This window comes from Nocardiopsis ansamitocini (genome assembly GCF_030268225.1).
Taxonomy (GTDB): Bacteria; Actinomycetota; Actinomycetes; order Streptosporangiales; family Streptosporangiaceae; genus Nocardiopsis_D; species Nocardiopsis_D ansamitocini.
Map to the genome: position 1 here is coordinate 771,075 of NZ_BSQG01000001.1, position 14,052 is coordinate 785,126.

General features: G+C 68.5%; 15 protein-coding genes. 6 read left to right on the forward strand and 9 right to left on the reverse strand.

The annotated features are described in order from the left end of the window. The first annotated feature begins 487 nt into the window (after positions 1–487). The 3 genes from uraD to pucL all read left to right on the forward strand — a co-directional run bounded on the left by uraD (position 488) and on the right by pucL (position 2,350). Positions 488–1,015 (forward strand): 2-oxo-4-hydroxy-4-carboxy-5-ureidoimidazoline decarboxylase, encoded by a 528-nt coding sequence (gene uraD / locus QSJ59_RS03520; RefSeq protein ID WP_285757882.1) that lies wholly within the window; start codon positions 488–490, stop codon positions 1,013–1,015. Next, entirely contained in the window at positions 1,015–1,365 is a 351-nt protein-coding gene (gene uraH / locus QSJ59_RS03525) for a hydroxyisourate hydrolase (RefSeq protein WP_285757218.1), read from the forward strand. Before uraD ends, uraH begins: the two co-directional genes overlap by 1 nt. 91 nt (positions 1,366–1,456) lie before the next feature. Next, positions 1,457–2,350, forward strand: a complete 894-nt coding sequence (gene pucL, locus QSJ59_RS03530; RefSeq protein ID WP_285757219.1) for a factor-independent urate hydroxylase — start codon at positions 1,457–1,459, stop codon at positions 2,348–2,350. A gap of 93 nt (positions 2,351–2,443) precedes the next feature. Here the strand turns inward: pucL and QSJ59_RS03535 are convergent, their stop codons facing one another. The 3 genes from QSJ59_RS03535 to QSJ59_RS03545 form a co-directional block, all read right to left on the reverse strand. Further along, complete coding sequence (locus QSJ59_RS03535) at positions 2,444–3,169, reverse strand: hypothetical protein (RefSeq protein ID WP_285757220.1); 726 nt, start codon at positions 3,167–3,169, stop codon at positions 2,444–2,446. 244 nt (positions 3,170–3,413) lie between these two features. After that, positions 3,414–4,871, reverse strand: coding sequence for an allantoinase AllB (gene allB, locus QSJ59_RS03540; RefSeq protein ID WP_285757221.1), 1,458 nt, complete (start codon positions 4,869–4,871; stop codon positions 3,414–3,416). Between the two features lie 60 nt (positions 4,872–4,931). Then, positions 4,932–6,221: a DUF6986 family protein gene (locus QSJ59_RS03545; RefSeq protein WP_432707413.1), complete on the reverse strand. Its 1,290-nt coding sequence runs from the start codon at positions 6,219–6,221 to the stop codon at positions 4,932–4,934. Between the two features lie 381 nt (positions 6,222–6,602). Between QSJ59_RS03545 and QSJ59_RS03550 the strand changes: the two genes are divergently transcribed. Next, entirely contained in the window at positions 6,603–7,337 is a 735-nt protein-coding gene (locus QSJ59_RS03550; protein WP_432707433.1) for an IclR family transcriptional regulator, read from the forward strand. A 218-nt stretch (positions 7,338–7,555) separates the two neighbouring features. Here the strand turns inward: QSJ59_RS03550 and era are convergent, their stop codons facing one another. The 6 genes from era to QSJ59_RS03580 all read right to left on the reverse strand — a co-directional run bounded on the left by era (position 7,556) and on the right by QSJ59_RS03580 (position 12,405). Continuing rightward, positions 7,556–8,524: a GTPase Era gene (gene era, locus QSJ59_RS03555; RefSeq protein ID WP_285757222.1), complete on the reverse strand. Its 969-nt coding sequence runs from the start codon at positions 8,522–8,524 to the stop codon at positions 7,556–7,558. A gap of 30 nt (positions 8,525–8,554) precedes the next feature. Beyond that, positions 8,555–8,908, reverse strand: coding sequence for a cytidine deaminase (locus tag QSJ59_RS03560; protein WP_285757223.1), 354 nt, complete (start codon positions 8,906–8,908; stop codon positions 8,555–8,557). Between the two features lie 30 nt (positions 8,909–8,938). Then, positions 8,939–10,285 carry a hemolysin family protein gene (locus QSJ59_RS03565; RefSeq protein WP_285757224.1) on the reverse strand — a complete coding sequence of 449 codons (1,347 nt, stop codon included), beginning with the start codon at positions 10,283–10,285 and terminating at the stop codon, positions 8,939–8,941. Beyond that, entirely contained in the window at positions 10,282–10,746 is a 465-nt protein-coding gene (ybeY, locus tag QSJ59_RS03570; protein WP_285757225.1) for an rRNA maturation RNase YbeY, read from the reverse strand. Before ybeY ends, QSJ59_RS03565 begins: the two co-directional genes overlap by 4 nt. Before the next feature lie 75 nt (positions 10,747–10,821). Further along, positions 10,822–11,886, reverse strand: a complete 1,065-nt coding sequence (locus QSJ59_RS03575; RefSeq protein ID WP_285757226.1) for a PhoH family protein — start codon at positions 11,884–11,886, stop codon at positions 10,822–10,824. 162 nt (positions 11,887–12,048) lie between these two features. Beyond that, positions 12,049–12,405: a histidine triad nucleotide-binding protein gene (locus QSJ59_RS03580; protein WP_285757227.1), complete on the reverse strand. Its 357-nt coding sequence runs from the start codon at positions 12,403–12,405 to the stop codon at positions 12,049–12,051. Positions 12,406–12,801: 396 nt separating this feature from the next. On the opposite strand from QSJ59_RS03580, the gene QSJ59_RS03585 reads away from it, so the two are divergent. After that, positions 12,802–13,332, forward strand: coding sequence for a SigE family RNA polymerase sigma factor (locus QSJ59_RS03585; protein ID WP_285757885.1), 531 nt, complete (start codon positions 12,802–12,804; stop codon positions 13,330–13,332). Further along, positions 13,329–14,006, forward strand: a complete 678-nt coding sequence (locus QSJ59_RS03590; RefSeq protein WP_285757228.1) for a hypothetical protein — start codon at positions 13,329–13,331, stop codon at positions 14,004–14,006. The genes QSJ59_RS03585 and QSJ59_RS03590 overlap by 4 nt, the downstream gene beginning before the upstream one ends. Positions 14,007–14,052: the final 46 nt, after the last annotated feature.

The following is a 14,052-nucleotide window of genomic DNA, read 5'->3' on the forward strand; positions in this document are numbered from 1 at the left end:
GCCCATCTGTACTATTTACCCAAACCCTTCAGTGCTAGGGGGTTGGCGGCCACGCCGGTGACAGCGCCCGACTCCGGGCCCCGTCCCGGCCCGGCCGCCGGGTACCGCCGGCAGGACTTGGGGTGCGGCCAACACCCAGGTGGCCCGGCCCCTCGCCGATTACACGTAAGACGCGGGGCCGGTCGACCAGTCCCGCCGGCGGTCGCCCGACTCTTCTCCCCTGCCGTACGGCCACAGGACGGTGCGACGCTCGGCCGCGCATCGACTTCCCCTCCGACGCCTCCCCGGGGTATTGACAGCACACGGCCCACGCGGTTTACAGTCCGTGCACGGATTTCTGCACGGTGAGACCGCGCGATGGCGTTGGTTTCAAACGCTCGCGCACCCGCACGGGCTCGGTCTTCTCGAAACGTCTCCGAAAATGCCATCGAACAGGTGCGGCATGCTGCCGGTGGATTCCGCCGCCGTGGCCACGACTGGAGAACGCATGCACGACGACGGCACCGCGCTCGACCACGCGGTCGAGCGGCTCAACGCACTGGACCCGCAAGAATTCCACGCGGTGTTCGCCGCGTGCCTCGACATCGACCGGTGGGTGCGCGCGCTGGAGGCCGAGCGGCCCTTCGCCTCCGCCGACGCACTGGTGTCGGCCGCCGACCGCCACGCCGCGGCCATCACTCCCGAAGAGGTGGGTACGGCGATCGCGCGACACCCGCGCATCGGCGAGAAAGCGGCCGGATCGGACACCGAGTCCGCGTGGTCGCGCGCCGAGCAAGCCGGGGTGTCCCTGGCCGACGCCAGAACCGCTGCCTCCCTCTCCCGAGGCAACACCGACTACGAGGAGCGGTTCGGGCACATCTACCTGGTCTGCGCGAACGGTCGGTCAGGCGACGAACTGCTCGCCGACCTGAACAGCCGCCTGAGCAACGATCCCGCGGCCGAGACCCGGGTCGTCGCCGAGGAATTCCGCAAGATCGCGCTGGTGCGCGTGCGGAAACTACTACTGGAGCCGTGATGTCCACCAGCCACGTCACCACGCACGTCCTGGACTCCGCGCTCGGCCGCCCGGCCGTCGACGTGCCGGTCCTGTTGGAGGCGGCGAGCACCCCGGAACGCACGTCCTGGACCCGGGTCGCCTCCGGTGTCACCGACGTCGACGGCCGGATCCCGGCCCTGGGCCCGAAACGACTGCCCGTCGGTATGTACCGGATCACCTTCGACACCGCGTTCTACTTCGCCGCCACCGGGCAGAACGGCTTCTATCCCGAGGTGAGCGTGGTTTTCGCGCTCACCGAGGAGGACGCGCACTACCACGTTCCCCTGCTGCTCAGCCCGTTCGCCTTCTCCACCTATCGGGGCAGCTGAGGCGCGAGCCCCTCCCACCGGCCCTGCCTTTGCCTCCCGCCCTCATGAAGCCGGGGCCGGGAATCCCTACCCTTGAAGGAGCCACCCGACGATGGCGATCCGTCTCGGCGACAACCAGTACGGCAAGGCAGAGGTGCGTCTGGTGCGCGTCACCCGCGACACCGACAGACACACCATCCGCGACCTCAACGTCACCTCGCAACTGCGCGGCGACTTCACGGCCGTGCACACAACCGGCGACAACACCAACTGCGTGGCCACCGACACCCAGAAGAACACCGTCTACGGACTTGCCCGCAAGCACGCCCTCGGCGCGATCGAGGAGTTCGCCCTGCTGCTGGCGCGCTACCACGTGGACGGGTTCGGCTTCGTCCACGGTGCCCGTATGGAGATCGAAGAGTATCCCTGGGACCGGATCGCCACGGTGGACGGCGCACACGACCATTCGTTCGTGCGCGGCGGCGGCGGAACCCGCACCACCCTTGTCGTCAAGGACGGGCCCACCGAAACGGTGCTCTCAGGGGTAACCGGACTGACGGTGCTGAAATCGACCGGTTCGGAGTTCCACGGCTTTCCCCGGACCGAGTTCACCACACTGGCCGAGACCACCGACCGGATCCTGGCGACCGACGTCACCGCGCGCTGGCGCTACATCGGCACCGACGTCGACTGGGACGCCAGCCATGACTCGATCCGGCGGATCATCGTGGAAACCTTCGCCGTCCAGCACAGCCTGGCCCTGCAGCAGACGCTCTGGGAGATCGGACGGGCCGTGCTGGAGGCCCACCCGGAGGTTGCCGAGATCCGGTTCTCCTGCCCCAACAAGCACCACTTCGCGGTGGACCTCTCGGCTTTCGACATGGACAATCCCGGTGAGGTCTTCTTCGCCGCGGACCGCCCCTACGGCAAGATCGAGACCACCGTCGAGCGCGACGACGCCCCCTCGGCGGGGCGCGTCTGGGAAAGCGTCCCCGGTTTCATCTGAGCGGGGGCGGGCGGCCCTCTACAGCGGCCCGGGACACAACCGATGCCCTCAGGGGTCGACGTACACGAATCGTCCCGTACCGTCAGAAGCCCCTCAGCCGGCTCCTTCCCCGATGCCGTGGTCCCCACTTTGCGCCGCCCCGGCCAGGAGCGCTCCGGCCCGGGCCAGCTCGGCCGGCAGGTCGGCCTCCTGGACCAAGGGATTCCACACGGTGCTCACCACTTCGGTCAGCGCCGCGTCGACTTCTCTGGCGATCGTGCCGCGCATGCACCAGGCCCCGACTGCGACCAGCGGCCGGGCCCACCTTCTTCCGCGCACGATGACCAGTACCGTCACCCGGCTCACCCCCTCAGAGGTACTGATCGGGGTGAGCGCCAACTTCGCCCGCACGAGCCGGTGGGTGAGCTCGACCGTCACCGGAGCAGTGCCCTTGGCCGTGGAGGAGAAGTCGGCTCCAGCGGTGACGGAGGCGCCGCGCAGCCAGGCCAGGGCCCCGTTGGCCACGCGCAGTTCGCCGGTGGCACGGATACGGGGCGGCAGCTCTTGGGCGTGCGTGCTGAGAGTGCCGTCGAAGGAGTAGGCATCTTCGCCCTGGACGAAGTTCCCGCTCGCGGTCAGGACCGTTGTCGCGGATGGGTTCCACTCGGCCACCGTCACATCGGTTGTCGACTCGGCAGCCTCGGTCGTGTGATCGCCCTCATCGCGCACACAAAAGCGGTAGCGGGCGCCGGGGCGCAGGTGCACCCCCGCGATGAGTCGGACGTCCACCCGCTCTTCCGCTGCGGCCGGCGCCCCTGCCCGGCCTACTGGTTCGTCCACCGACTCCTACAACGTCGGGGAAGGCGTCCGGCGGAGGCAGGATCGGGCGCCCCTCGGGGTCCAGGCGGACGTTCTCGGCGAGCCCGTGCATCCCGACGAGGACGTCGCGCAACCATTGGGGAGTCACCGATGCGGCAAGGGTCCCGGCGCGGATCGTGGCCATGAGTTCCTCTCGTCGTTGCGCCCCTCGACGCTAACTCCGACCGCCCGCACCACTCGACCCGGTGGCCGTGGCGATCATGACTCAGGTGTCGTCCTCGGTGGCACCGATCGGGGCGGAGCCGGTCGAGGGGCCTGCTCCCGGCAGATCGGTTTCAGTGCCCACCCGCTTGCGCCGGTCGGGCGAGGCCCGCTGTCCGCGCTCCAGCAGTCGGCCTCTCCGCACTCCGTGGACCACTGGCTCGCCGCGCAACCAGGTCTGTCGGATCACCCCCTTGAGCTCACGACCGTCGTAGGCGCTGATGGGGTTCTTGTGGTGCAGGCGGGCGGCGTCCACCCGCAGAACGGCATCCGGGGCGAACACGGCGAAGTCCGCGTCGCAGCCGATCGCAATCTGCCCCTTTCCTGCCACGCCGGCGATCTCGGCAGGGCGCCTGCCCATCCAGTGCACCACGTCTGCCAGGGCAAACCCTCGCGCGCTCGCTTCGGTCCATACCGCGGGCAGGCCTACCTGAAGACCGGCGATCCCTCCCCAGGCGGTGCCGAAATCCCCGGTGTCCAGGTCCTTCAACGCCGGTGTGCTGGGCGAGTGGTCGCTGACCACACAGTCGATCACCCCCCTTTCCAGCGCGGCCCACAGGGCGTCGCGGTTGGCCGAGTCCCGGATCGGCGGGCAGCACTTGAACTGGGTGGCACCGGGCGGTATCTGCTCGGCTGCGATGGTCAGGTAGTGGGGGCAGGTCTCCACCGTGAGAGGTACGCCCTCGGCACGGGCAGCTGCGATCTGGGGCAGAGCTCCGGCGCTGGACAGGTGCAGGATGTGGCAGCGGGTGCGCGTGGCACGAGCGGTGGCGATGAGCAGGGAGATCGCATTGTTTTCCGCACTTTCCGGACGTGATGCGACAAAGCCCGCGTAATCACGACCGGTGGCGGGCGGGGCCTCGGCCAGCGCGCGGGGATCCTCCGCATGCACGATGAGCAGCCCTCCGAAGCCGCCGATCGCGACTGCTGCACGCCGCAACGCCTCGGGGTCCAGGTGTCCGAACTCCTCGACACCCGAAGGCGACAGAAACGCCTTGAAACCGTACACACCGCGTTCGTGCAGTGCCACGAGGGCATCGGGGGGACCCGGTGCGGTGTTGTCCGGGACCGCACCGCCCCAGAAACCGACGTCCACCGCGATCTGGCCGTCGGCCGCGGCGTGTTTGGCGTCGAGCCCGGCGATCGTGGTCGTCGGGGGAACACTGTTGAGCGGCATGTCCACGATCGTGGTCACTCCCCCGGCCGCAGCGGCGCGGGTGGCGCTGGAGAAGCCCTCCCATTCGGTACGACCGGGCTCGTTGACGTGCACGTGGCTGTCCACCAGGCCGGGCAGCAACACCTCGTCCTCCGCGAGCTCGACGGTACGCGTGCCCATATGGGGGGTGTCGAACGGGTCGATCGCGACGATGCGCCCGCCGTTCGTCGCGACCGCGACCGCACGCTCTCCCTCTGGCGTGACCGCCCTCCGGGCACGTACCACCAGGTCGAATCGCTCGGTCATCCTCGCCCTCGTCTCACTGCTGAGTGGTCCTGCGGTTCCATCACCCCGCACGCGCAACGGTCAACCGACCCTGCGGTTGGCGAAGCTTTCCAGCGTCGACCGGCCGACACCGGTGGCTGCTGTCACCTCGTCGTCACCCAGCGCCCCGCAATTCAGCCCTCTGACCAGAGCCGAAGCCAACGCCTGCGCGGTCGCGGGCTCGTCCATGACCCCACCGCCGACCACGCCGAGGTAATCCCTGAGGCGGGCCGCGGCTGGTGCGAATGCCTCCCGGTAGAAGGCGTACGTGGCGAGGTAGCGTGTGGGCAGCTGATGCGGATGCAGATCCCAGCCCTGGTAGTAGGCGCGTTCGAGCGAGCGCCTGACCAGTTGGGCGTGCAGGCGCCAGGCAGCGTGTACCTGGTCGGGACCGCCCACGGGAACGACGTTGGTCGACCCGTCCGACAGCCATACTCCGGTCCCGGCAGCAGCAAGCTGCATGACGGCTTTGGCGTGATCGGCGACCGGGTGCGCCATGCTCTGGAAAGCGGCGGTCACGCCGCAGGCCGCACTGTAGTCGTAGGTCCCGTAGTGCAGCGCGCTGATCCTCCCCTGGCCGCTGCGCAGCATCAGCGCCACTGCAGCGCTTCCGTCGGGGCCGAGAATGGACTGGGGCGTCTCGATCTGCAATTCGAAGGTCAGCACTCCCTCTGCGAGTCCGAGCCGCTTCTCCACCTCTTCGACCACCCAGACCATGGCCTCCACCTGCTGCACCGAGGTGATCTTGGGCAGGGTGAGGGTGAAGCCGTCCGGGATGCCTCCGCTTCGCTCCAGGACCGTCTGGGTGAACAGCACAAGGCTGCGCGTCCCCCGGCGGCGCCCGGCCGCCTCCATCCCCTTCATGCGGATACCGAAGTAGGGTGGGGCCTCCCCCGCCTCACGAGCGGCACACAGCGCATCGGCAGCGCCGAGTACGTGCCCGTCCTCCTCCGCGTCCGGACGCGAACCGTAGCCGTCCTCCAGGTCGACGCGCAGGTCCTCGATCGGTTCGCGGCGCAGCTTGTCCACGACTCTGGGCAGGTTCTCGGCGACGGCCTGCTCGGACAGCCCGGTAGCGGCGGCCAGAGCGGCGTGATCGGGGGCGAATTCTTCGAGGGAGGCCAACGCCTGTTCCCCCCACTGACCGACGACACCGGCGCCGACCCGGTCGGCGGGAAGGTAAACCGTGTGGACGGGTTGGCGGCGACCGTCGTTCCCCGGGTAGTCCCGCAGGAGAAGCGCATCGGCTTGCGCGAGCCTGGCGTCGAGCGCGTCGTTGAGAGCGGTGAGGCCGAGACCGGCCTCCACCTCTCCCACCTGGGAATCCTGCACGCATGCACCCCTTCCCGGTTCGTCGTGTCCTGCCACCGGACCGGGGAGGACTCGACCGCGCTTCTCGACAGCGGACATTAACCCCTGGGATCGACCTCAGGCAATCACTCGGTGGGAAACGTGGTCGGGTTCGACGGCACCGGAGTCACCGCCGAACATGCAAAAACATGGGACGAACGGTACTCGCCCCACTGCCCCGAGCGCGGATTAGCGGGTAAAGCTTTCCGTATCGCAGAATGGCTACTCCGTACTCGATCAACAGTCAGCCGTCTGGTCACGGTGATGGGAGCTGGACCTTTGGCAACGTCACACACAGTGGGCGGGAACACCGGTGGCGACGAGCGCGCGGACGGCCTCGGGAACCGGACTCGCACCGGTGGTGTGCAGTCGCTGGACCGCGCGTTCACCCTGCTGGAGATCATGGCCGATGCCGGTGGGGAGATCTCGCTCAGCCAGCTGGCCGAGTCCTCCGGCCTGCCGTTGCCCACCATCCACCGGATCATCCGCACCCTGGTCGGCAACGGTTACGTCCGGCAGCTGCCCTCCCGTCGTTACGCGTTGGGCCCCCGGCTGATCGGCCTGGGCGAGAGCGCATCGCGGATGCTGGGAACCTGGGCACGGCCGCACCTGGCGCAACTGGTGGAAGAACTCGGCGAGACCGCCAACCTCGCGATGCTCGACGGCGACAAGGTCATTTACGTCGCGCAAGTGCCCTCACCCCATGCGATGCGCATGTTCACCGAGGTGGGACGGCGCGTGCTGCCGCACTCCGCGGGGGTCGGAAAGGCATTGCTGGCTCAAATGCCGGAGGCCGAGGCACTGGCGACCGTACGCCGCACCGGAATGCCAGCTGCTACCGACCGGACCATCACCAACACCGAGGACTTCGCCGCTGAGCTGGATCGGGTCCGGTTGCAGGGCTATGCGATGGACGACGGGGAACAGGAGGTCGGGGTGCGCTGCCTGGCCGTTCCGGTGCGGGGCGGACCCGCGATGATGGCGATGTCCATCTCCGGCCCGGAGTCGCGTGTGAGCTGGGATTTCGTGGAGAGGGCCGCCCCTATCGTGCGCCGGATCGCGTCCAGTCTGGCCGCCGACCTGAACCACCGGGGGTAGCTCCCGACGGTTGTCGGTGGTCGGGCGGGGCCCGCACCCTGGGTACGCACCGCCCGGCTCATGACACCCGCTCCGCCCACACGGCTACCGGTTGCCCGAGAAGCCCCCGGTCGGCCGACTGTTCGGTCGCGGCACCGCAGGGCGTGCGCACCCCTTCCTCGGTGCGCAACCGTCGACGCGGAGAGCCCACGCGTCGACGGTGCGTGTCCGGCAACCGATCAGGTCTGTTGGTCAAAACCAAGGCGACGCAACTGCTTGGGGTCGCGCTGCCAGTCCTTGGCCACCCGCACTCGGAGGTCGAGAAAGACCCTGGTGCCCAGGAGTGCCTCGATCTGCTTGCGCGCGCGGGTCCCCACATCGCGAAGGCGCGCCCCTTTGGAACCGATCACGATGGCCTTCTGGCTGGAGCGCTCTACGTACAGCGACGCGTAGATGTCCATCATCGAATGGTCGGGCCGGGTGTTCGCCCGCATCGCCATCTCCTCGACCACAACGGCGATGGAGTGCGGAAGCTCGTCGCGCACACCGTCCAGGGACGCCTCGCGGATCAGCTCGGCCACCAGCATTTCGTCAGGCTCGTCGGTGAGGTCACCGTCGTGGTAGAGCGGCGGTCCGGGCGGCAGGTGGCCGCACAGCACGTCGGTGACCGTGTCCAACTGGAAAGAACCGTTGGCCGAGACCGGGACGATATCGGCCCACTCGCCCAGTTGGGAGACCGCCAGCAGCTGGTCGGTGATCTGCTTGCGGTCGGCGGTGTCGGTCTTGGTGACGATCGCCACCACCGGCGTGTCGCGCTGAGCGGCGAGTTCACGGGCGATGTAGGCGTCGCCCCTGCCGATCGGCTCGTTGGCCGGGATGCAGAAGCCGATCACATCGACCTCGACCAGGGTGGAGCGCACCAGGCTGTCCAGGCGCTCGCCCAACAGCGTGCGCGGCTTGTGCAGCCCGGGAGTGTCAACGATGATCAGCTGTGCGTCGTCGCGGTGCACGATGCCACGCACAGTACGCCGCGTGGTCTGCGGCTGGTTGCTGGTGATCGCCACCTTCTGCCCGACAAGGGCATTCATCAGCGTCGACTTGCCCACATTGGGCCGGCCGACGAAGCAGGCGAAGCCGCTGCGGAAACCCTCCTTGTACGTGGGCATCGGCAGCGGCACGCGCAGCTTCTCAAGATCGAGGTCGTCCATCTGTCCAGTCTCGCCGGTGGAGTGCAGTGCTCAGGCTCGAACAATGCTGGTGGTCGTGCCGTCGGGAGCCGCCGTGATCAAGGTCGCGGCCTTGAGGTCGGCTGCAACCGAGGTGTCGGCCCCGGAGGGCACGGTGGCCGCGGTGACCACGACTGCGGCTTCCAGCGACTCCGCTCCGCTGGAGACCGCGGCGGCCACGGCCGCCTGGAGCGCGGTCAACGCCAGGGACGGCAGTGCGACGGTGGTGGCCACGTAGGTGCGACCGGTCTCGTCGCGCACCGCCGCGCCCTCGGCGGAGCCGTTTCGGGCGCGAGAGGAACGGGCGAGGGTCACGAGCTTGGCGTCTTCGGGGCCGAGCTCGACGGGGGGGCTGGTGTCACTCAACGTGGGTGCCTCTCTTGGCGGGTAGGCAGGTCAGGCGTCGACTCGGTCGGGACCGGAGTCGTCGGCGGGCACCGGAAGCTTCTGCACCAGGATCGTCGCGGTCTGGTTGCGGCGGCCGGAAGGGTCCTCGGCGATCAGCCGGAGGCCGGAGAGTTCGGCCCGGGAGCCGGTGATGGGCACCCGTCCCAGGGCGTAGGCGAGCAGGCCGCCCACGGTCTCGATGTCGGGGGCGTCGATCTCCACCTCGAACAACTGCGCGAGATCGCCCAAGGGCAGGCGGGCGGTGACTCGCGCGCGGTCCTCGCCTAGGCGCTCGATGGGCGGGACCTCGTCGTCGTACTCGTCGGTGATCTCGCCGACGATCTCCTCGACGATGTCCTCGATGGTGACCAGGCCGGCGGTACCGCCGTACTCGTCGATGACAACGGCGACGTGGATGCGCTTCTGCTGCATCTCGCGCAGGAGTTCGTCGACGGGTTTGGAGTCGGGTACGTAGGTGGCCTCGCGCATCACGTCGCGGACCGTGCGGTCGGGGTCGGCCGCGAATTCGTCCTGGCCGGACGCGTCGATCCGCTCGTCGCGCAGCCGGGACACGACGTCCTTGAGATAGACGATTCCCACTACGTCGTCCTCGTTCTCGCCCACAACGGGAATGCGGGAGAACCCGCTGCGCAGCGCCAGGGAGAGCGCATCCTCGGCGGAGGCGTCGTGAGGGACGAAGACGATGTCGGGACGGGGGACCATTACCTCGCGCACCGAGGTGTCGTCGAGCTTGAAGACCGAATGGATCATCTCCCGCTCTTCGGCGTCGATGACCTGCCCCTGCTCGGCGAGGTCCACCAGGTGGCGGAGTTCGTCCTCGCTGGCGAAGGGGCCCTCGCGGTCCCCCTTGCCGCGCGGGGTGAAGGCCCGCCCGAGGAAGACCAGGAGTTGGGCGAGCGGCCCCAGCACGAGGGTGACCGGGTAGATGACGTTGGCGCTGGCAACCGCGACCTGGGCCGGGAACTGTCGGCCCAGGATCCGGGGCGCGACACCGATCATGACGTAGTTGACCAGAATCATGATGCCCGCGGACAGGGCGATCGCCTGCCAGGTCAGCCCGAGCCAGTCGATGAAGCCGACCGCCAGCGACAGCGCTGCGAGGACCTCGCAAGAGACCCGCAGCAACAACACCATGTTGAGGTGGCGGGCGGGTTCAGCGGCGATCGACTCCAGCCTGCGCGCTCCGGAACTGCCCCGGTCGGTGCCGATCAGCTCCGCCACGCCCATGCGTGAGGCACGCCCGAGGGCGACCTCGGCACTGACGAAGAAGGCCGCCAGCAGGGAGAGCAGGACGGCGCAGCCGAAGGCAAGGCTGAGTTCGGCGGCACCGTTCACGACGTCTGCTCCAGGCTCTCTCGCCACGCGGCGAGCAGTTCGCCCTGGAGGCCGAACATCTCTTTGTGCTCGTCGGGTTCGGCGTGGTCGTAGCCCAACAGGTGCAAGATGCCGTGGGTGCACAGCAGGTCGATCTCGGCCTGCTCACTGTGTCCGGCCTTCTCGGCCTGACGGGCGGCCACCTGCGGGCAGATGATCACATCGCCCAGGACCCCGGGGTCGGAGGTACGCCCCGGGCCCCCGGGACGCAACTCGTCCATGGGGAAGGACAGGACATCGGTGGGGCCGGGTTCGTCCATCCACCGCACGTGCAGGTCGGTCATCGGCTCCTCGTCCACGAGGACCACCGAGAGCTCCGCGAGCGGGTGCACCCGCATCGCGTCCAGGACGTAGCGGGCCAGACGGGACAGTCGCTCTTCGTCGGCCGGGACGCCGGACTCGTTCGCGACGTCAATACTCATAGCTGTTACAGCGCCTTATCTCGAAATTCCATGAAGATCCGCGCGGCGCGGGCCGCCCCGCGCGGCGGCCGCGGCCTATTTCCGGCCGCTGCCGCCGCCCGGGCTGTTGGCGCGGACCGGGCGGCCGTTGCGAGCGCCGTTGTGCTGCGTGGCCTCCTGCTGTTGCTGCGCCTCGTGGCGGCCGTAGGCGTCGACGATCTTGCCGACCAGCTTGTGACGGACAACGTCCTTGCTGGTCAATCGGCAGAAACCGATGTCCTTGATACCGTCGAGGATACGCTCGATCGTGGCCAGTCCACTGGCCTGCCCACCGGGAAGGTCCACCTGGGTGACGTCACCGGTGACCACGATCTTGGAACCGAACCCCAGACGGGTCAGGAACATCTTCATCTGTTCCGGCGAGGTGTTCTGGGCCTCGTCCAAGATGATGAAGGCGTCGTTGAGGGTGCGTCCGCGCATGTAGGCCAGCGGGGCGACCTCGATGGTGCCCGCCGCCATCAGCTTGGGGATCGAGTCCGGGTCGAGCATGTCGTGCAGCGCGTCGTAGAGGGGGCGGAGGTAGGGGTCGATCTTCTCGTAGAGGGTGCCGGGCAGGAAGCCCAGCCGTTCCCCCGCCTCGACCGCGGGCCGGGTCAAGATGATCCGGTTGACCTCCTTGGCCTGCAATGCCTTCACCGCTTTGGCCATGGCCAGGTAGGTCTTGCCGGTACCGGCCGGACCGATGCCGAAGACGACGGTGTGCTTGTCGATGGCGTCGACGTAGTGCTTCTGGTTGAGTGTCTTGGGCCGGATCGTGCGTCCGCGCGCCGAGAGGATGTTCATCGTCAGCACGTCGGCGGGACGCTCGCCCGCCTCGCCGGGGGTACGCAGCATACTCAGTGCGTGCTCGATCGCCTCGGGCGTCACCTGGGTGCCGCCCTCGACGAGTTCGAGCAATTCCTCGACAAGGCGGACGACCAGGGCGGTGTCCTCGGGACTGCCGCTGATGGTGATCTCGTTGCCCCGGACATGGATGTCGCTGTCGAAGGAGTTCTCCACCACCCGGAGCAGTTCGTCGCGGGCCCCGAGCAGGCTGACCATCATCTGGTCCTCCGGCACGACGATCTTGACCTGGGTGCTTGATTGCGTTGACTCGACCATGGTGTGGCCTTGCGGCCGTCTCGCCCCTGCCCTTCGTCGCCGTATCCGGGATCTTTGGCACCGTGGCGGCCTCTCGGACCGTCCGCGCCAGGACTGGATTCTATCAACCCGGTACTGAATCGGTCCGAGAGGTTTTGCCTGTGCCGCGGGTCCCGAAGCGCGCTATCCCGGAGGCCACTCCAGCCCGCGCCCGCCCAGCAGGTGCCCGTGTACGTGCAGGACGGTCTGTCCGGCGGCAGGACCGGTGTTGAAGACCAGACGGTATCCGGTGTCGGCGATCCCCTCCGCCGTGGCGACCTCACCGGCCACCCGGGCGATCTCGTCGAGCAGGCCGGCGTCGGCCGCACCTGCCTGTGCGGCCGTGGCGTAGTGCTGGCGGGGCACGATCAGCACGTGCGTGGGGGCCTGGGGGTTGAGGTCGCGGAAGGCGAGGGTCTGCTCACTCTCTCCCACGACGTCGGCCGGTATCCGGCCGGCGATGATCCCGCAGAACAGGCAGTCGGACTCGGTCGGTGCCACCGGCTTCTCCTCTCGCTGAGGGCGGACGCCCTCGTCGCGCCCTCCATGATGCCGGAGTCGGCGAACTCGGCGAGTACCGAAGTCGACGCCTCAGCAGGGGGCCGGCTCGTTCCCGTGGTTCCGGCGCCCGGCAATCGGACCGTTTGCGCCACAAGCACCCCGCCGCATCGGTCTATTCTGGGATTTTGCGTCTTCTGTCGGGGCCTCCGCAGCGCTTCGGAAGTACCGGCAAAGACGGGACGAACCTTTGCAGCATCACGCGACCAGACGTCGAGGGAGGTCATGGGCGCCTTCTCCTGGAACAAGCGGCGGACATCCCCATCAAGCGAGAAGAACGACATGCCCTTTCGTAAACCCGACGCCAAGGGCACGCGTCCTACCGACGTGACTGAAACCATGGTGGCCGGAGCGCCAGCGGCGACGGTGGCGGTCAGTTGGGACGCCGACCAGGCGGTGACCCAGCTCTACTCGGCCCACTATCGTCCCCTGGTCCGACTGGCGACGCTGCTCGTTCGCGACGTCGCCACCGCCGAAGAGGTCGTCCAGGACGCGTTCGTTTCCATGCACACCGCGTGGCGGCGCCTGCGCGACCCCAACAAGGCGTTGTCGTACCTGCGCCAGTCCGTGGTGAACAAGGCGCGGTCGGTGCTGCGGCACCGCGCTGTGGTGGAGAAACATGCACCCAAGGCACTACCCGATGCTCCCAGCGCGGAGCACGGTGCCATGGGCGAACTCGAACGGGCCGCGGTGATCGAGGCATTGCGCACACTGCCGACCCGGCAGCGAGAGGCTATTGTTCTGCGTTATTACGGAGACCTCTCCGAAGCTCAGATCGCCGACGCCATGGGCATCAGTCGTGGCGCAGTCAAGAGCCACACGGCACGCGGAATCTCCGCGCTCCGCACGGTTCTGGAGCAATCGACATGACCGAACCTTTCGACGACCGCTTCGAAGAGCGGCTACGGGCAGTCCTGCACTCGGAAGCCGACGCTACGCGCACGTCCCATGACGCGCTGGAGCGAATCCGTTCCCGGACCGAGCGCAACCGGTTCTCATGGAGCGGCCTGGTGTGGCTGAGGCCGGCCGTCGCGGTCGGGGCCACCGCGCTGATCGCCTCTTCCGTGCTGCTCGGTACCCCACAGATCCGCGAGCGGGTGCTGCCCGAGTCGTTCGTCTCTGCTTCCGACTCGCAGCAGGCCGAACTTCCGCCGGCCCTGCAGGCACAGACCTCTCCCGGACAGCCCAGCCACGGAGCGGGACCGCACCCCGAGGCGGCTCCGGCCGCCCCCAGCGAATCCCTCCGCCCGTCTCCCTCCAGCAGCCCCGGCACGGTCGAGGGCCCCATGACGCTGAGCGGTACCTGCACGCCCACACCGTCTCCGACGCCCTCCACCCTCCAGGACCGCGCACGACGCGACAGCGCAGGCGTGCCCTGTGCTCCGGGGCGCCCCACCGAAACCGGTCCGCAGGACCCCGCACCCGGAACCGATCCGGGCCAGGACGACCCCTCGCCCGATCCGGACGAAGACGACACTTCAGAGCCCGCCGATCCCCCGGCCACCCTGCTGCCCGGCAACGGCGGCCAGGAGCCGGCTCCCTGACCTACGGCGGGCAGGAGCGCGTCGTGGCCGCTCCTGCCCGACCACG